This is a genomic window from Pseudomonas sp. E315 (assembly GCF_055406205.1).
Genome location: NZ_JBUZPJ010000009.1, coordinates 12,616 through 29,328, shown reverse-complemented (window position 1 = coordinate 29,328; position 16,713 = coordinate 12,616). Strand labels below are relative to the sequence as shown.

At 55.4% G+C, this 16,713-nt stretch carries 16 protein-coding genes; 12 read left to right on the top strand and 4 right to left on the bottom strand.

Annotation, left to right across the window (positions count from 1 at the left end):
- Nucleotides 1–70: 70 nt before the first annotated feature.
- A complete protein-coding gene (locus ACZRJQ_RS13955) occupies nucleotides 71–976 on the top strand; it encodes a LysR substrate-binding domain-containing protein (protein ID WP_463978923.1) in 906 nt (301 codons plus the stop codon).
- Nucleotides 977–1,028: 52 nt separating this feature from the next.
- On the opposite strand, the gene ACZRJQ_RS13950 is transcribed toward ACZRJQ_RS13955, so the two are convergent.
- Entirely contained in the window at nucleotides 1,029–1,592 is a 564-nt protein-coding gene (locus ACZRJQ_RS13950) for a hypothetical protein (protein WP_463978922.1), read from the bottom strand.
- A gap of 143 nt (nucleotides 1,593–1,735) precedes the next feature.
- Nucleotides 1,736–2,290: a hypothetical protein gene (locus ACZRJQ_RS13945; protein WP_463978921.1), complete on the bottom strand. Its 555-nt coding sequence runs from the start codon at nucleotides 2,288–2,290 to the stop codon at nucleotides 1,736–1,738.
- Between the two features lie 424 nt (nucleotides 2,291–2,714).
- Between ACZRJQ_RS13945 and purE the strand changes: the two genes are divergently transcribed.
- The 4 genes from purE to ACZRJQ_RS13925 all read left to right on the top strand — a co-directional run bounded on the left by purE (nucleotide 2,715) and on the right by ACZRJQ_RS13925 (nucleotide 5,279).
- Entirely contained in the window at nucleotides 2,715–3,206 is a 492-nt protein-coding gene (gene purE / locus ACZRJQ_RS13940; RefSeq protein ID WP_003438120.1) for a 5-(carboxyamino)imidazole ribonucleotide mutase, read from the top strand.
- 11 nt (nucleotides 3,207–3,217) lie between these two features.
- Entirely contained in the window at nucleotides 3,218–4,303 is a 1,086-nt protein-coding gene (locus ACZRJQ_RS13935; RefSeq protein WP_463978920.1) for a 5-(carboxyamino)imidazole ribonucleotide synthase, read from the top strand.
- 105 nt (nucleotides 4,304–4,408) lie between these two features.
- Entirely contained in the window at nucleotides 4,409–4,657 is a 249-nt protein-coding gene (locus tag ACZRJQ_RS13930; protein WP_047279090.1) for a GlsB/YeaQ/YmgE family stress response membrane protein, read from the top strand.
- A gap of 85 nt (nucleotides 4,658–4,742) precedes the next feature.
- Nucleotides 4,743–5,279 carry a DUF3299 domain-containing protein gene (locus ACZRJQ_RS13925; RefSeq protein WP_463978919.1) on the top strand — a complete coding sequence of 179 codons (537 nt, stop codon included), beginning with the start codon at nucleotides 4,743–4,745 and terminating at the stop codon, nucleotides 5,277–5,279.
- 89 nt (nucleotides 5,280–5,368) lie between these two features.
- Here ACZRJQ_RS13925 and ACZRJQ_RS13920 read toward each other — a convergent pair whose 3' ends face one another.
- Both ACZRJQ_RS13920 and ACZRJQ_RS13915 read right to left on the bottom strand, forming a co-directional pair.
- Nucleotides 5,369–6,265 carry a D-hexose-6-phosphate mutarotase gene (locus ACZRJQ_RS13920; RefSeq protein ID WP_463978918.1) on the bottom strand — a complete coding sequence of 299 codons (897 nt, stop codon included), beginning with the start codon at nucleotides 6,263–6,265 and terminating at the stop codon, nucleotides 5,369–5,371.
- 56 nt (nucleotides 6,266–6,321) lie between these two features.
- Nucleotides 6,322–6,723, bottom strand: a complete 402-nt coding sequence (locus ACZRJQ_RS13915; RefSeq protein WP_003438129.1) for an acyl-CoA thioesterase — start codon at nucleotides 6,721–6,723, stop codon at nucleotides 6,322–6,324.
- Between the two features lie 373 nt (nucleotides 6,724–7,096).
- Here ACZRJQ_RS13915 and ACZRJQ_RS13910 point away from each other — a divergent pair, with 373 nt between their 5' ends.
- The 7 genes from ACZRJQ_RS13910 to ACZRJQ_RS13880 all read left to right on the top strand — a co-directional run bounded on the left by ACZRJQ_RS13910 (nucleotide 7,097) and on the right by ACZRJQ_RS13880 (nucleotide 16,646).
- Entirely contained in the window at nucleotides 7,097–8,386 is a 1,290-nt protein-coding gene (locus tag ACZRJQ_RS13910; protein ID WP_463978917.1) for an MFS transporter, read from the top strand.
- 168 nt (nucleotides 8,387–8,554) lie between these two features.
- On the top strand, nucleotides 8,555–9,541 hold the full coding sequence (locus ACZRJQ_RS13905) for a phosphate ABC transporter substrate-binding protein PstS (protein WP_463978916.1): 987 nt from the start codon (nucleotides 8,555–8,557) through the stop codon (nucleotides 9,539–9,541).
- A 487-nt stretch (nucleotides 9,542–10,028) separates the two neighbouring features.
- Nucleotides 10,029–12,062, top strand: a complete 2,034-nt coding sequence (locus ACZRJQ_RS13900) for an ABC transporter permease subunit (protein WP_463979051.1) — start codon at nucleotides 10,029–10,031, stop codon at nucleotides 12,060–12,062.
- 15 nt (nucleotides 12,063–12,077) lie between these two features.
- Entirely contained in the window at nucleotides 12,078–13,748 is a 1,671-nt protein-coding gene (gene pstA, locus ACZRJQ_RS13895) for a phosphate ABC transporter permease PstA (RefSeq protein ID WP_463978915.1), read from the top strand.
- A gap of 153 nt (nucleotides 13,749–13,901) precedes the next feature.
- Nucleotides 13,902–14,735 carry a phosphate ABC transporter ATP-binding protein PstB gene (pstB, locus tag ACZRJQ_RS13890; RefSeq protein WP_463978914.1) on the top strand — a complete coding sequence of 278 codons (834 nt, stop codon included), beginning with the start codon at nucleotides 13,902–13,904 and terminating at the stop codon, nucleotides 14,733–14,735.
- An 86-nt stretch (nucleotides 14,736–14,821) separates the two neighbouring features.
- Complete coding sequence (phoU, locus tag ACZRJQ_RS13885) at nucleotides 14,822–15,583, top strand: phosphate signaling complex protein PhoU (protein ID WP_463978913.1); 762 nt, start codon at nucleotides 14,822–14,824, stop codon at nucleotides 15,581–15,583.
- A gap of 163 nt (nucleotides 15,584–15,746) precedes the next feature.
- On the top strand, nucleotides 15,747–16,646 hold the full coding sequence (locus tag ACZRJQ_RS13880) for a response regulator (protein WP_463978912.1): 900 nt from the start codon (nucleotides 15,747–15,749) through the stop codon (nucleotides 16,644–16,646).
- Nucleotides 16,647–16,713 lie beyond the last annotated feature (67 nt).

The window sequence follows — 16,713 nt, the reverse complement described above, 5'->3', positions numbered from 1 at the left end:
ATAATGCCGACGTGACGCGACGGCCGCGTCGAGCGTGTGACCCAATTTGGTGCGCGTCCGGGAGGACTCGATGAATCTCGAAAGTAAATGGTTAGAGGACTTCAGTGCTCTGGCCGCGACTCGTAGTTTTTCACAGGCAGCAGAGCGTCGTTTCGTGACTCAGCCTGCTTTCAGTCGACGTATTCGCAGCCTTGAAGCGGCTCTGGGCTTGACCTTGGTGAATCGTTCCCGCACCCCGGTGGAGTTGACTGCGGCCGGTCAGCTCTTTTTAGTAACGGCACGCACGGTGGTCGAGCAACTGGGCGAGGTGTTGCGCCATCTTCATCACCTTGAAGGTGGTCAGGGTGAGGTCATGCAAGTGGCGGCTGCGCACTCGTTGGCCTTGGGGTTTTTCCCGCGATGGATTGCTCAATTACGTAACGAAGGCCTGAACATCGCCACACGACTGGTTGCGACTAACGTCGGAGACGCGGTGCATGCTTTGCGCGAAGGGGGCTGCGATTTAATGCTGGCCTTCTACGACCCTGACGCGGCGTTGCAGATGGACCCGGAGATTTTCCCGTCCTTGCACTTGGGCAATACCGAGATGCTCCCGGTGTGCGCTGCCGATGCGCAAGGCAACCCACTGTTTGATCTGGAAGGCGATGCAAGCGTGCCGCTGCTGGCCTATAGCGCGGGTGCTTTTTTGGGGCGGTCAGTGAATTTGTTGCTGCGCCAACGTAGCCTGCGTTTCACCACTATTTATGAAACCGCAATGGCAGACAGCCTAAAGAGCATGGCGCTTGAAGGGTTGGGCATTGCGTGGGTGCCCCATTTAAGCGTGCGTGCCGAGCTTGCGCGTGGCGAACTGGTTGTGTGCGGTGGCCCGCAATGGCACGTGCCGTTGGAGATTCGCTTGTACCGTTGCGCCTTGGTGCGCAAGGCCAACGTTCGGCTGCTGTGGCGCAAATTGGAAAGTGCGGCTCAGCCCGAATAAGGCTCAGCCGCACGCAGCCCGTGCTCTGTCGAATACAGAGCACGGGGTTGAGTTAAGGCGCATCGCTCAGAAAAGCGGCGATCCGATCTCGATTTGCTTGTGTGTAACGAAAACATTTGGCACGGGTGTTGGAATTCTTTGCGTATATAAACGACTCACAAACGGCCCCTGATGTGTCCACGCTCAACATGGCATGTTCATGAGTGCCGTTGAAGCTATGACCGACCTCGTGAGCAATGACTTGGGGGTATTTGATGCACGCAATAAGTGGCGGTTCTTTGAGATACGCAATACCCAACCCGGTGTCTGTTAACGAATCTTTAGTGACGAGAATATAACGCTCTGTTTTACCCCAGAGCAGGTTATGGCTGACTTGAAACTGCTGTGCGATTTCTGCCCAGCGGCTCAATGCAGCTATGTCGCCATCCTCGTGTTTGGAGGTGTACTTGAAATCAGTAATACCTGGAACATGCCGTATTTTATTAAAAATAAATGTTCGGCCAGTAAAACTCGTAATCTCTTTTGTGAATAGCGCGAAATAGTCGCGCAGTAAGGTGCAGGCAGTGCTGCTTGAAATGTCGTCGTGGATGAAAATATAAAGATTAATAGGGCGCATGGTGAACTCCTTGTTCTTATGCTTTATTGGCGTGCAGAAATAAGTCACGCGCTGCTCTGCAATCCTTGCAGTGGCAAAATCATCTTGGGTGTTTAAAGCAGTGAAGTTAGGTCAATAGTTTAGGGTGGTGTCGGCTCAATGGTTTAGGGCGCATCGCTTAGAAAAGCTTTAATCCGTGCTCGGTTTTTTAAGGAGTAGCGATAACAATTGGCTTGAAGAAGGTTAACCTCGGGGTAAAGATAGGTTTCACATCGATAGCCCATTTCATTCGTGCTTAACTCCGCATCTTCATGGGTAGCAGCAAAGCTATGACCGATCTCGTGGGCGATGACTTGGTAGTGTTTAACGCTGGCGATAAGTGGCGGCTGCCCTTCATAAGAAATACCGAGCACTTGATCATTTATTGGTTTTTCAGTAACCAAAATGTAACGATTTGTTTTATCCCATGCTAGGTTATGTTTATTCTTGTACTCAAATGCCGCTATCTTCCAGCGATCTATCGCCCATTTTGAATCTCTCCCCTCGTATTTTAAGTCGGTGATGCCGGGCATGTTTTTTAGTACGTGAAAGATGAATTCTCGACCCGTTAAGCGTGTGATTTCTTCGGTGAAATTTTTGAAGTACAAACGCCCGAGTAAATGGGTGGGTACGCTGGAAAGGTCATCATGGATGAAAATGTATAAGTTTATGGGTTGCATGTGAGCACCTTTTTAGTGGGGATTAATGTTTTAAGGAGCAACTAATTGTGGATGTCCTTTTAGTTATATATTTTTATGTTAGACATAAAATTATTACCACGAAGGTGTAATAAGCCATGATGGATGATGTTTTATTCACTTTGTTTTGTGGTCTGTTTCCGTTTTGCCGGGAGAGGTTCTGTAGAGCGCTTTTATAGCGTGCTGCCGCTTGACTTTCAGGTCAGTAAAATTGGGTGTTTACGCAAACATTAGGGCCACAGACAGATGGTCGTCAAAGGTGCTTTCAACACAGTTCTTTGGGGTATACTGCGCGGCCTTCGGCTGGCTTGACCGGCCTTAATTCCTATAACAAGCCACGTCGGTTTCCCCACGTGGCTTGTTGTTTTTGACGCGCCTGCGGGCGCCCAAGAGAAGAGGCGCGACGATGAGTGCACTGGTAGGCGTGATCATGGGCTCCAAGTCCGATTGGTCCACCCTCAGCCACACCGCCGATATGCTGGAAAAACTCGGCATTCCTTACGAAGTGAAAGTGGTTTCTGCCCACCGCACTCCGGATTTGCTGTTCCAGTATGCCGAAGAGGCCGAAGGCCGCGGGATCGAGGTCATCATTGCAGGTGCAGGTGGCGCTGCTCACTTGCCTGGCATGTGTGCGGCTAAAACCCATTTGCCTGTGCTAGGCGTGCCGGTTCAGTCGGCGATGCTGTCGGGTGTTGATTCGCTGCTCTCTATTGTGCAGATGCCAGCGGGTATCCCTGTTGCAACCTTGGCTATTGGCAAAGCAGGCGCTATTAACGCGGCCTTGTTGTCCGCGAGTATCCTGGGCGCCAAGCACCCTCAGTTTCATACCGTTTTGAAAGCATTTCGTGCTGAGCAGACTGACAGCGTGCTGGATAATCCAGATCCGCGCGAAGCCTGAGGTTTTTGACGATGAAAATCGGTGTAATCGGTGGTGGCCAGTTGGGTCGCATGCTGGCCTTGGCGGGCACTCCGCTGGGCATGAACTTCGCTTTTCTTGATCCGGCTCCCGACGCTTGCGCAGCGGCTTTGGGCGAACACATCCGTGCTGACTATGGCGATCAGGATCACTTGCGCCAGTTGGCAGATGAAGTCGATCTGGTGACCTTTGAGTTTGAAAGCGTACCGGCTGAAACCGTTGCGTTTCTGTCGCAATTTGTCCCGGTTTATCCGAGCGCGGATGCACTGCGTATCGCTCGTGACCGCTGGTTCGAAAAAAGTATGTTCAAGGACCTGAGCATTCCAACGCCTGCGTTTGCTGACATCCAGTCTCAAGCAGATCTGGACGCAGCAGTGGCCAGTATCGGTCTGCCTGCTGTGCTCAAAACCCGCACCTTGGGTTATGACGGCAAGGGCCAGAAGGTGCTGCGCAGCCCGGCGGATGTAGAAGGTACGTTTGCCGAGTTGGGCAGCGTGGCGTGTCTGTTGGAAGGTTTTGTGCCTTTCACTGGCGAAGTCTCGTTGATCGCCGTGCGCGGTCGTGATGGCGAGACGCAGTTCTACCCATTGGTCCATAACACCCACGACAGCGGCATTCTCAAGCTGTCGGTTGCCAGCACGGATCACCCGTTGCAGGCGCTGGCTGAAGACTACTCCAGCCGCGTGCTCAAGCATCTTGATTACGTTGGCGTGATGGCGTTCGAGTTCTTTGAAGTCGACGGTGGTCTTAAGGCCAACGAAATTGCCCCGCGAGTGCACAACTCCGGGCACTGGACGACCGAAGGCGCCGAGTGCAGCCAGTTTGAAAACCACTTGCGGGCCATTGCGGGCTTGCCACTGGGTTCAACTGCCAAGGTGGGTGAAAGTGCCATGCTTAACTTTATTGGCACCGTTCCGCCGGTAGAGAAGGTGGTTGCGATTGCAGACTGCCATTTGCATCACTACGGCAAGGCCTTCAAGGTCGGTCGCAAGGTGGGTCATGCCAACCTGCGCTGCGCTGACATGGCGACGCTGCAAGCGCAAATTTTGCGTGTTGAAGCACTTATCGACGAAGCGTAAATCGGTAATCGGCGGGAACCATTGGGTTGCTGCCACTCTCTTATGGCGTGATGCCAAAGTGCTGACTAGGCTTTGGTTAACGCCATTTACAGAGAGGAAGCGCCCATGGGCATCATCGGAACCATTTTTATCGGCTTGATCGTTGGCCTACTGGCTCGTTTCCTGAAACCGGGTGACGACAGCATGGGCTGGATCATGACCATCCTGCTGGGCATCGGCGGTTCGCTGGCTGCTACCTATGGCGGTCAAGCGCTGGGCATCTACAAGGCAGGCGAAGGTGCAGGCTTTATTGGTGCGGTTGTCGGCGCGGTGATTCTGCTGGTCATCTACGGCTTGGTGTCGAAAAAAAGCTGATTGAGTGTTTGGCCCTCTCTGCGCCAGCCGCACAGAGGGCTAGAATGCGCGGCGTTATTCAAAGCCCTCTTTTATTGAGCTCGCCATGCGCCGTCTTGTAATGACTTTTCTCCTGCTGGGCTCAAGCCTGGTACACGCGGCAGATCTGCCGGAAACCGATTGGCTCGACCTGATGCCAAAATCGGATCAACGTGCCCTCGAACAAATGCCGGAAATTGACCATGACTCGCCTGAAGCTCAGGGGACGTTTACGGACAAGGGCGGCTTGAAACAAAGCAAAGGCCTGCCGGCGGTGATGTACTCCAGCAAAACGGTGAGCAGCCTGAACGGCAAACAGATCCGTTTGGGCGGCTATCCGGTGCCATTGGAAGCTGATGCGAAGGGGCGCAGTACGCTGTTTTTCCTCGTGCCTTATCCGGGCGCGTGCATCCACGTGCCACCACCGCCACCCAATCAGTTAGTGCTGGTGCGCTATCCCAAAGGTTTGAAGCTGGACGACATCTACACGCCGTTATGGGTGACGGGCACGCTCAAAGTGGAGGCCGTGAGCAATGATCTGGCCGATGCAGCCTATGCGTTGGAGGCGGCGAAAGTGCGCGTCGTTGAAGAGGCAGACTTGTAAGGCGCTTTTCTGAAGGCGTTACTGCGGGCTGCGATCATGTGAATGAAGGTCAAAAGATCGCAGCCTTTGCGACAGCTCCCACAGCTGTGTCAGGCAATACTCACGCCCAGCGTGTGGCTGGCGCCGGGTTCCAGCGTGATCACGTCATCCATCACATTCGCGGTTTCAATGCACAGCATGCGTTGCCAGCCGTCTGGCGCCATGTCATTAAAGCTGGCGGTCTTGTCGATCCACGGGTTCCAGATCACGGCTGTGCGCGAGCCACGGCTGGTCAGTTTGATGCTGCGCGACCAGCCCGGATCAACGATGCTCAACTGTTGCGGGGTGTTGAGATAGATACGGTCAGTCTCGCCCGTAAAGGTCAAGTCGCCGGCTTGCTGGACGTGTTTCCAGTCGTCTAGCGTTTCGATGTAGGTCAACCCGTCCAGCCCTTCGACGTGAACATTGCGCACATCGCTGACTGCAAAATAGCTGTGCAGCGCCTGGCTGATGCTGACGGCAGTATTGCTGCGGTTGTGGCTGGTGAGGTTCAGGTGCAACTGCGTGTCGAGGCGAATGCTTAAGGTGAGCGCCACGTCGTGGGGCCAGCCGGGCAGACCGCCTTCGATGTGGGGTAAGCCTAGTTCGATGTGTAGGGCCTCGCCGGCATCATCGTAATCCAGCAGTTCCCACTCGCGGGTGCGTACTAGGCCGTGGGCTGAGGCGGGTTCATCGCTGACGCGCATGTCCTGCACGTTTTGCGGGTTGCAGGCCAAACTGCCAAACCATGGCCAGCAAATTGGTACGCCAGCGCGGATGCCTTTGCCGTGTGTGTACTGCGCTTTTTCGTTAAGCCAGATAACAGGCTTTTCGTCACCAACTTGGTAACTGAGCACCTGCGCGCCTTGCTTGGCAATCAACAGTTGCGCTTTGCCATGAATGAAATGCCAGCAATCGAGTTCGCCCAATGTGAGTGACGTGCTTGGGAGTGACTTTTGAGTGGGCATGGCAGGCTCTTTTTCAGGGGCAAGGGCAGCAGTAGACAGGCAAAGCGCCGTGAGGTTTAACGGCGTGGCGGAACCGAGCGCGTGCGGCCACTGCCATCAATGGCAACAAACACGAATACGGCTTCAGTCACTTTTCGCCATTCGCTGGACAGCGGATCGTCGCTCCACACTTCAACCATCATCTGAATTGAGCTGCGGCCAATTTCCAGTGCTTGGGTATAAAACGACAGTTGTGCCCCGACAGCGACAGGCACCAGAAACGCCATGCGATCAATCGCAACGGTGGCGACACGCCCGCCCGCGACTTTGCTGGCCATCGCTGTGCCAGCGAGGTCCATTTGCGAAACCAGCCAGCCACCAAAAATATCGCCGAAACCATTGGTTTCGCGGGGCAGGGCAGTGATTTGTAAGGCCAGATCGCCTTGTGGGATTGGATCTTCTTGTTCGAGCTCTAGCATGCCGAAGGGCCTCTGACCCGTGATTCATCATGTGTACTGCGGGTGAATAAGCGTCTTTAGAAAAACGATTCAGCCCGAACATACTACGTTCGTCACGTTCTTCAGAAGCCGCGCCAAGGGAAACTCTGCGAAATCGGCTGGTGACTGCCAGCGGGCGTTTTCGCACAGCAACCTCAGCCGCTAAAAGTTGTTTCTTAAGGTGAGCGAGTATATCGGGCGATAGCCCGGTCGACGACCACCTGATTCCGCTTTTTACATAAGCCGCGTGTCTAGCTCTGTGCTTTTGCAAACAATTTGTTATCTTCGAAACCTGCCAAGCCCCTGCCGGCGTTGTCGCAGTTTTGCCGAGCCTAATAAGAGAAGCCAATATCCCATGAGCACCGAGCCTTCGAGCGTCGCTCCGCCTTCGCGTCCGTTAACCCGCAATGACTTCAAAACCTTGTCGCTGTCTGCTTTAGGCGGCGCGCTGGAATTTTACGATTTCATTATTTTTGTGTTCTTCGCCACGGTGGTTGGGAAGCTGTTTTTCCCGGCGGACATGCCGGAATGGTTGCGCTTGATGCAAACCTTCGGCATTTTTGCTGCTGGCTATCTGGCGCGCCCCTTGGGCGGCATTGTCATGGCGCACTTCGGCGATCTGCTGGGGCGCAAAAAAATGTTCACCTTGAGCATCTTCATGATGGCTGTGCCAACCCTGATCATGGGTTTGCTGCCGACCTATGCGCAGATCGGCATGTGGGCGCCGATTCTGTTGCTGCTGATGCGAGTCATCCAAGGGGCTGCTATCGGTGGTGAAGTGCCGGGGGCTTGGGTATTTGTGTCTGAACACGTGCCGCCACGTCATGTGGGCTACGCCTGCGGCACCCTGACCTGCGGGCTGACAGCCGGTATTTTGTTGGGCTCGTTGGTCGCAACGGCGATCAACACCCTTTATACGCCGGTAGAAGTGTCTGATTACGCCTGGCGTATTCCTTTCTTGCTGGGCGGCGTATTTGGTCTGTTCTCGGTGTACCTGCGTCGCTGGTTGCACGAAACCCCGGTGTTTGCCGAGCTGCAATTGCGCAAGGCGCTGGCCGCAGAAGTGCCGCTCAAAACCGTTTTGCGTGAGCATCGTGGGGCGATTGTGATTTCGATGCTGCTGACCTGGTTACTGTCTGCCGGGATCATTGTCGTTATTTTGATGACGCCGACTGTTCTGCAAACCGTGTACGGCTTTTCAGCAACAACTTCGTTGCAAGCCAACAGCGTGGCAATCGTCTTTTTAAGCTTGGGCTGCATCGCGTCGGGCGCACTGGCTGATCGTTTTGGTGCGGGCAGAGTGTTTGTGTTTGGTTGCCTGGCGCTGCTGATCACCTCGTGGACCTTCTACCACAGCCTGCTGCAACACCCAGATTGGCTGTTCCCGTTGTACGCCTTGAGCGGATTGTTTGTGGGCACCATCGGCGCTGTGCCGTATGTGATGGTTAAAGCGTTTCCGCCTGTCATCCGTTTCAGTGGTTTGTCGTTTTCATACAACTTGGCTTACGCAATTTTCGGAGGCCTGACTCCAATGGCCGTGACCTTGCTGCTCAAGGAAAGCCCAATGGGGCCGGCGTATTACGTGGCAATCATTTGCACGATGGGGTTGTTGGTGGGTGCTTATCTGTGGAAAAAGGGCCGCTGATCCAGCTTGCTTAGTTGTAACGCACAGTGATTGCCTGACTTGAATGGCCAGCATTTTTTCCTGAATGCTGGCCATTCATCCAATTGTCACAATCGGTTCATAGAGTGGTCACATGGCCTGCAGATACTGGCCCCCGATTCATCTAACCCCGTTTGCTAGGAGTAAGGCATGAAACTGAAGCGTGTGATGGCGGCCCTGACTTTTGTCGCCGCAGGCGTTGCAACTGCTAATGCGGTTGCCGCAGGTGTTGACCCGGCTATTCAGCCCTACGTTAAGACCACTGGTGTGTCGGGCAACCTGTCCAGCGTTGGTTCCGATACCTTGGCGAACCTGATGACGTTGTGGGCTGAGGCTTACAAAAAAGAATATCCAAACGTAAACATCCAGATTCAGGCCGCCGGTTCTTCGACCGCGCCACCTGCGATTACTGAAGGCACCGCTAACCTGGGCCCGATGAGCCGCAAGATGAAAGACAACGAGCTGGCTGCTTTCGAGCAGAAGTACGGCTACAAGCCAACCGCTATTCCGGTTGCTGTGGATGCCTTGGCTGTATTCGTACATAAAGACAACCCGATCAAGCACATGACTATGGAGCAAGTAGACGCTGTCTTCTCCTCCACGCGTCTGTGTGGCGGCAAGTCAGACATCAAAACCTGGGGTGATCTGGGTGTGACGGGCGATCTGGCTAACAAGCCGGTTCAGCTGTTTGGTCGTAACTCTGTGTCGGGCACTTATGGCTACTTCAAAGAAGAAGCCCTGTGCAAAGGCGACTTCAAGCCAAACGTGAACGAACAGCCAGGCTCGGCTTCGGTTGTGCAGTCCATCAGCAGCTCGCTGAATGGCATCGGCTACTCGGGCATCGGTTACAAAACCGCTAGCGTGAAAACCGTGCCTTTGGCTAAAAAGGGCAGCACTGAGTTCATCGAAGACACCGAAGAAAACGCACTGAACGGCAAATACCCGCTGTCGCGTTTCCTTTACGTGTACGTGAACAAGGCGCCTAACAAGCCGCTGAACCCGCTGGAAGCTGAGTTCATCAAGTTGGTGTTGTCCAAGCAAGGTCAGGAAGTGGTCGTCAAAGATGGCTACATCCCGCTGCCAGCCAAAGTGGCTGCTAAAGCGTTGACTGATCTGGGCTTGAAAGAAGGCGCATAAACCCGCTCGGGAACGGCTACAAGCATGTTGTAGTCGCTGCCGCAGGCTGCGATAAGGCACCACCGGATGCGTCGTAGCGGCGCATTAAGTCGATCGCAGTCTGCGGCAGCGACCACAGGCTCTGAGCCCAGTCCCAACTCAATTTTCCACTCCGCTGCCAGCACCGTTAGGCGGCGGATTTTCTGCGTCACTGCTTTGTCATCTTTTTGTCATACAGGACCGCTAGGGTGTGCGCATGAATGATCTGGCCAATTCCCCAATGACTACGACATCCGCTCCCAAGCGCATTGATTTCAATACGCCCGAACTGCAACGCAAGCGCCGCATTCGCGCGCTTAAAGATCACCTGACCCGCTGGTATGTGTTTATCGGCGGTCTTGCCGTGCTCGGCGCGATCACTTTGATTTTCTTCTTCCTTGGCTATGTGGTGTTCCCGCTGTTTCAGGGGGCAGACCTCAATGCCAAGCAGGCACTCACCCCGGTATGGATGCAGGACGCTGGCAAGCCGTTGATGCTCTCCGTTGAGGAGCAAAATCAGGTTGGTATGCGCGTGTCAGACAAGGGCATGGTGCTGTTTTTCAATGCCAAGAATGGCGATGAGCTGTCGCGGGTTAACTTGCCGCTGCCTGCTGGTACGCAAGTAACGTCGATTGGTGAAGACCAGCCGGGTAACCCGGTGGTTGCGCTGGGCTTGTCCAACGGTCAGGCGCTGGTGTTCCGTCACACGTACCGGGTCAGCTACCCGGAAGGCAAAAAAACCATCTCGCCTGCGGTTGAATACCCGTATGGCGAAGCGCCAATCGTGCTCGACCCGCAAGGCCGACCGCTGGAACACGTGAACCTGAGCGTGAACGATTCGACGTTGGTGTTGGCGGGTTCGACCGGTGCGCAGTTGAGCGTGCTGTCGTTGACCAGCGAAGAAAACATGATGACGGGCGAGGTCACGAACTCTGAAACCCGTATCGACCTGCCGCAAATGACCGAGAAGGTTAAAGCGCTGTACATCGACCCGCGTCAGCAGTGGTTGTATGTGATTAATGGTCGGGCGCAGGCCGATGTGTTCAGCCTGCGCGAAAAGAGCCTCAATGGGCGTTACAAGCTGGCTGACGATGCAACGACCGAGATCACGGCCAGTACGCAGTTGGTAGGGGGGATTTCACTGATCTTCGGTGACTCCAACGGTGGTCTGAGCCAGTGGTTTATGGCGCGCGACCCAGATGGCGAGCAGCGCTTCAAGCATATCCGCAGCTTTAAGATGGGCTCTTCGCCGATTGTAGAAATCACCGCTGAACAGCGTCGTAAGGGTTTCCTCGCACTAGACGCTGCGGGCGAAATTGGCGTGTTCCACAGCACGGCGCACCGCACCCTGTTGGTTGAAAAAGTAGCCGAAGGCCCCGGCATCATGGCGCTGTCGCCCCGTGCCAACCGCGTCATCGTCGAAGAAGGCGGCAAGCTGCTGCCACTGACCTTGAAAAACCCGCATCCGGAAATTTCTTGGAGCGCGCTGTGGAGCAAGGTCTGGTACGAGAACTACGACGAGCCTAAATACGTTTGGCAATCGACCGCCGCCAACACTGACTTTGAACCGAAAATGAGCCTCGCGCCGTTGACCTTCGGTACGTTGAAGGCCGCGTTCTACGCCATGCTGTTGGCGGCACCGCTGGCCGTTGCTGCTGCGATTTACACCGCCTACTTCATGGCCCCGAGCCTGCGCCGCAAGGTCAAGCCGGTGATCGAGCTGATGGAGGCCATGCCAACGGTGATCCTTGGCTTCTTTGCGGGCTTGTTCCTTGCGCCGTACGTTGAAGGGCACCTGCCGGGCATTTTCAGCCTGTTGATGCTGATGCCGATTGGTATTTTGGTGGCGGGCTTCACTTGGAGCCGTTTGCCTGAGTCGATCCGACTGCGAGTGCCGGATGGCTGGGAAAGCGTGATTCTGATTCCAGTGCTGCTGTTTGTGGGCTGGTTGTCGCTGTACATGAGCCCATTCATGGAAGCCTGGTTCTTCGGCGGCGATATGCGCTTGTGGATCTCCCATGACCTAGGCATCACCTACGACCAGCGCAACGCTTTGGTGGTCGGGTTGGCGATGGGCTTTGCGGTAATCCCGAACATCTACTCGATTGCTGAAGACGCCGTGTTCAGCGTGCCACGCGGCCTGACGCTGGGTTCGCTGGCGCTGGGTGCTACGCCGTGGCAAACCATGACGCGAGTTGTGATCCTGACCGCCAGCCCGGGTATTTTTTCGGCGCTGATGATCGGCATGGGCCGCGCTGTCGGCGAGACCATGATCGTGTTGATGGCCACGGGTAACACGCCGGTCATGGAAATGAACCTGTTCGAAGGCTTGCGCACATTGGCGGCGAACGTAGCGGTAGAGATGCCGGAGTCGGAGGTAGGCGGCAGTCATTACCGCGTGCTGTTCCTCTCGGCGCTGGTGCTGCTGTTGTTCACCTTCATCATGAACACCCTCGCCGAGCTGATCCGTCAGCGTCTGCGCAAGAAATATTCGTCGCTTTAAGGAAGGTAGAAGTCTGTGAAACAGAACTCCCTCAAAGGCTGGTTCAAGAGCGGCGCTCCCGGCGTCTGGATCAGCGGTGGTGCGGTTTCCATCGCCGTCATCATGACCATCGGTTTGTTGTCGGTGATTGCTGTGCGCGGGTTGGGGCACTTCTGGCCTGCTGATCTGATACACGCGCAGTACAACGTGCCCGGTGATGCCAATCATCTGGTGGTCGGTGAAGTGGTGCAAAAGGAAGAGGTGCCGCGTGAGCGCCTTAAAAGCGCGGGCTTGCCCGTGCCGGACCAAGGCCCTGAGTTCATGACGCGTGAGCTGATCAAGGTCGGCAACCGCGACCTGAACGGCAACGACTTCACGTGGGTGGTTGGCGAATGGCTGACTGACCAAACCACGCCGCCCGAGCTGATGGCTATTGAGCGCCGTGAGTGGGGTAACTTTTACGGCTACCTGGTCAATGTGAAAGAAAACGGCAAAGTGGTCGCTGAAGGTGCGGCTGCATGGCCAGAACTGCAAGCCCGGGTCAAACGTGTTAACGAATTGGCGTCGCAACTTAGCCAGTTGGAAAAGAAAGACATTGGCGCGATCAACTATGGCCTGGAGCGTATCCGTCTGCACGGTCGCAAGCTGGAACTGGACGGCAAGTTGACCCCGCAAGCTCAAGCGGACATGGAAACCGAACGCGCTGAGTTGAATGCACGTTACAAAGCCATTGAAGACCGTCTGGGTGATTTACACGCGCAGTTCAATCGCGACAGCCTCACCGCTCGTGACGCCAACGGCAAAGAGCTGGAAATCAGCATTGGCAAAGTGGTCAAGGCCTACCAGCCGAACGCGATGAACAGCTGGCAGAAACTGGGGATGTATTTCAGCAATATCTGGGAGTTCCTCAGCCAAGACCCGCGTGAAGCCAACACTGAAGGCGGGATCTTCCCGGCCATTTTTGGCACGGTGATGATGACGTTGATCATGGCCGTGATTGTCACGCCGTTTGGTGTGCTGGCGGCTGTTTACCTGCGCGAATATGCCAAGCAAAACACTCTGACTCGTGTAATCCGCATCGCGGTTAACAACTTGGCGGGTGTTCCGGCCATTGTGTACGGCGTGTTTGGTCTGGGCTTCTTTGTTTACGTGTTGGGTGGCTCGGTCGACCGTTTGTTCTTCGCTGAAGCGCTGCCTGCGCCTACCTTTGGTACGCCGGGGTTGATGTGGGCGTCGCTGACGCTGGCATTGCTGGCGGTGCCGGTGGTGATTGTGGCAACGGAAGAAGGGCTGGCGCGAATTCCACGCACTGTGCGTGAAGGCTCGCTGGCGCTGGGTGCCACCAAGTCTGAAACGCTGTGGAAGATCGTGCTGCCAATGGCCAGCCCGGCGATGATGACCGGCATGATTCTGGCTGTGGCCCGTGCCGCAGGTGAAGTAGCGCCGCTGATGCTGGTGGGTGTGGTCAAACTGGCACCGTCGCTGCCGCTGGACGGCAACTACCCGTACTTGCACCTTGATCAAAAGATCATGCACTTGGGCTTCCATATTTATGACGTTGGCTTCCAAAGCCCGAACGTTGAGGCGGCCCGGCCACTGGTGTACGCCACGGCGCTGCTGCTGGTGCTGGTGATCGCGACGCTTAACTTGTCGGCGGTGTGGATACGTAACCACCTGCGCGAAAAGTACAAGGCGTTGGACAGCTGATAACAAACCCCTGTGGGAGCGCGCATGCTCGCGAAGGCATCGGTAGGGTTTCAGGTGAAACCGAGGTGTCAGAATCGCGAGCACGCTCGCTCCTACAGTAGAAAGCCCGGTTTACAGATAACCGAATCGAATTTTTAGCGTATGGAGCAACCCATGCAGCATGAATCCTCAGCCCACGGCATCAACATGTCAGCCTTGGGTCGCAGCAAGCAGAGCTTGAATCTGGCGGATGAAACCGTCGCCATTGAAGTGCCGGGCCTGAACCTTTACTACGGCGAGAAGCAAGCGCTGTTCGACGTTAGCCTGAACATCCCCAAGCAACGGGTAACGGCGTTTATCGGCCCGTCGGGTTGTGGCAAGTCCACGTTGCTGCGCACGTTCAACCGCATGAATGATCTGGTAGATGGCTGCCGTGTTGAAGGTGAGATCAACCTGTACGGCAATAACATCTACCGCAAGGGCGAAGACGTGGCGGAGCTGCGTCGCCGGGTGGGCATGGTGTTCCAAAAGCCCAACCCGTTCCCCAAGACCATTTATGAAAACGTGGTCTATGGCCTGCGGATTCAGGGCATCAACAAAAAACGCATCCTTGATGAAGCCGTTGAGTGGGCACTGAAGGGCGCGGCGTTGTGGGACGAAGTGAAAGACCGTCTGCACGATTCGGCACTGGGTTTGTCCGGTGGCCAGCAGCAGCGCTTGGTGATTGCTCGTACCATTGCGGTCGAACCCGAAGTATTGCTGCTTGATGAGCCGTGTTCAGCACTCGACCCTATCTCGACCCTGAAAGTTGAGGAGTTGATCTACGAGCTCAAGTCCAAGTTCACCATCGTCATCGTGACCCACAACATGCAGCAGGCAGCCCGGGTTTCGGACTACACCGCGTTCATGTACATGGGCAAGATGGTCGAGTACGGCGACACGGACACCCTGTTCACCAATCCGGCTAAAAAACAGACCGAAGACTACATCACCGGGCGCTATGGCTAGTTTGAGCAGCAATGGCAATCGGGCGTAACGACACATTTGGCTAGCCGCTTCTAGCGCGCAGCTCACAGCTTTTGCGGAGCAGACACATGATTTCAAAGGATGGCCTCACCCATCACATTTCCGCGCAGTTCAACGCGGAACTCGAAGACGTGCGCAGCCACCTGCTGGCGATGGGCGGTCTGGTCGAAAAACAGGTTAACGATGCGGTCACGGCGTTGATTGAGGCCGACTCCGGTTTGGCTCAACAGGTGCGTGAGATTGATGATCAGATCAATCAAATGGAGCGCAACATCGACGAGGAGTGCCTGCGTATTTTGGCCCGTCGTCAGCCTGCGGCGTCCGACTTGCGTTTGATCATCAGTATTTCGAAGTCGGTGATCGACCTGGAGCGTATTGGTGACGAGGCGACCAAGATCGCCCGCCGTGCAATTCAGTTGTGTGAGGAAGGTGAAGCCCCGCGTGGCTACGTTGAAGTGCGCCACATTGGCGATCAGGTTCGCAACATGGTGCGTGATGCTCTGGATGCGTTTGCTCGTTTTGACGCTGATCTGGCGCTTTCGGTGGCGCAGTACGACAAGATCATCGACCGTGAATACAAGACCGCGTTGCGTGAGCTGGCCACGTACATGATGGAAGACCCGCGTTCGATTTCTCGCGTGTTGAGCATCATCTGGGTGCTGCGTTCGTTGGAGCGCATTGGTGATCACGCGCGCAACATCTCGGAGTTGGTGATTTATCTGGTGCGCGGCACAGATGTGCGGCACATGGGCCTTAAGCGTATGCGCGAAGAAGTTGAGGGCACCGGCGGCGATAACGCTAATGTTCCGCAGCTGCCTGACGATAAATAAGACTGCCCGAGACTAAAAACGCCCGGCTTAATGCCGGGCGTTTTGGTTTTCGGCCTTCATATTCAAGGCGCTCTGCGAAGGTAATGTCATTCGTGGCGCCTATCAGTTTTGGCAAATGGCCATCGTTCGGCGCATGCTAGCCAAGATTTCAAAGGAGCAGTCGATGAGCAAGGTCAGTGTGTTGGTGGTGGATGACGCGTCGTTTATTCGCGATCTGGTAAAAAAATGCCTGCGTAACTATTTTCCGGGCATCAAGATCGAAGACGCGGTCAACGGCCGCAAAGCCCAAGCCATGCTGAGCCGCGACGCTTTCGATTTGGTGCTGTGCGACTGGGAAATGCCAGAGATGTCCGGCCTTGAGCTGCTGACATGGTGCCGAGAGCAGGAGCATCTTAAAACGCTGCCATTCATCATGGTCACCAGCCGCGGCGATAAAGAAAACGTGGTGCAGGCGATTCAGGCGGGCGTTTCAGATTTCGTCAGCAAGCCGTTCACCAACGAGCAGTTGCTGACCAAAGTGAAGAAAGCGTTGACCAAGGCAGGCAAGCTCGACGCTTTGTTGGCCAGTGCTCCTACGCGGATGAACTCGGCATTTGGCAATGACTCGCTCAGCGCTCTTACAGGTGGCAAGGCCCAAGTGGTTAGCCCGTCGCCTGTTGTGGCTGCGCCGGTTGCTCGCCCTGCGGCGCCTGTGGCGCAAGCCAGACCCGAAGCCAAAGCGCCGACCGGCCGTGGTCAAGGCCAACTGCGTTTACCCAGCGGCACTCAAGCCTGTGTGATTAAAGCCCTGAGCCTCAAGGAGGCGCTGTTGGTGGTGCGTCGTGGCGAAGTGCTGCCTCAGGTGCTGGACAGCGCGGTATTGGACCTTGAGCAAGGCGAGAACGCCGAAGTAGCGCGTTTGAATGGTTACCTGCATGCCATCGTCGCTTACGAACCCAAACCTGACAGCGATTGGTTGCAACTGACCTTCCGTTTTGTCGATCAAGATGCCGAGAAAATGAACTACCTCTCGCGGCTGATCGCTCACGGCACCGCACAGAAGCACTTTGTGCCGGGTGCATAACTTGTTTGGACGCTGATTGCGTAACAGTTGTCGTAAAAGTCAGCATTCGCGATTTATCACTTAAACC

What these genes read in the sequence shown, in the direction of transcription:
- ACZRJQ_RS13905 (WP_463978916.1), top strand. Translation starts at nt 8,555, where the DNA reads ATGAAACTGAAGCGTGTGATGGCGGCCCTGACTTTTGTCGCCGCAGGC.
- ACZRJQ_RS13950 (WP_463978922.1), bottom strand. Translation starts at nt 1,592, where the DNA reads ATGCGCCCTATTAATCTTTATATTTTCATCCACGACGACATTTCAAGC.
- ACZRJQ_RS13945 (WP_463978921.1), bottom strand. Translation starts at nt 2,290, where the DNA reads ATGCAACCCATAAACTTATACATTTTCATCCATGATGACCTTTCCAGC.
- ACZRJQ_RS13915 (WP_003438129.1), bottom strand. Translation starts at nt 6,723, where the DNA reads ATGCTAGAGCTCGAACAAGAAGATCCAATCCCACAAGGCGATCTGGCC.
- ACZRJQ_RS13925 (WP_463978919.1), top strand. Translation starts at nt 4,743, where the DNA reads ATGCGCCGTCTTGTAATGACTTTTCTCCTGCTGGGCTCAAGCCTGGTA.
- ACZRJQ_RS13935 (WP_463978920.1), top strand. Translation starts at nt 3,218, where the DNA reads ATGAAAATCGGTGTAATCGGTGGTGGCCAGTTGGGTCGCATGCTGGCC.
- purE (WP_003438120.1), top strand. Translation starts at nt 2,715, where the DNA reads ATGAGTGCACTGGTAGGCGTGATCATGGGCTCCAAGTCCGATTGGTCC.
- ACZRJQ_RS13910 (WP_463978917.1), top strand. Translation starts at nt 7,097, where the DNA reads ATGAGCACCGAGCCTTCGAGCGTCGCTCCGCCTTCGCGTCCGTTAACC.
- phoU (WP_463978913.1), top strand. Translation starts at nt 14,822, where the DNA reads ATGATTTCAAAGGATGGCCTCACCCATCACATTTCCGCGCAGTTCAAC.
- ACZRJQ_RS13880 (WP_463978912.1), top strand. Translation starts at nt 15,747, where the DNA reads ATGAGCAAGGTCAGTGTGTTGGTGGTGGATGACGCGTCGTTTATTCGC.
- ACZRJQ_RS13930 (WP_047279090.1), top strand. Translation starts at nt 4,409, where the DNA reads ATGGGCATCATCGGAACCATTTTTATCGGCTTGATCGTTGGCCTACTG.
- ACZRJQ_RS13920 (WP_463978918.1), bottom strand. Translation starts at nt 6,265, where the DNA reads ATGCCCACTCAAAAGTCACTCCCAAGCACGTCACTCACATTGGGCGAA.
- ACZRJQ_RS13955 (WP_463978923.1), top strand. Translation starts at nt 71, where the DNA reads ATGAATCTCGAAAGTAAATGGTTAGAGGACTTCAGTGCTCTGGCCGCG.
- pstB (WP_463978914.1), top strand. Translation starts at nt 13,902, where the DNA reads ATGCAGCATGAATCCTCAGCCCACGGCATCAACATGTCAGCCTTGGGT.
- ACZRJQ_RS13900 (WP_463979051.1), top strand. Translation starts at nt 10,029, where the DNA reads ATGCAGGACGCTGGCAAGCCGTTGATGCTCTCCGTTGAGGAGCAAAAT.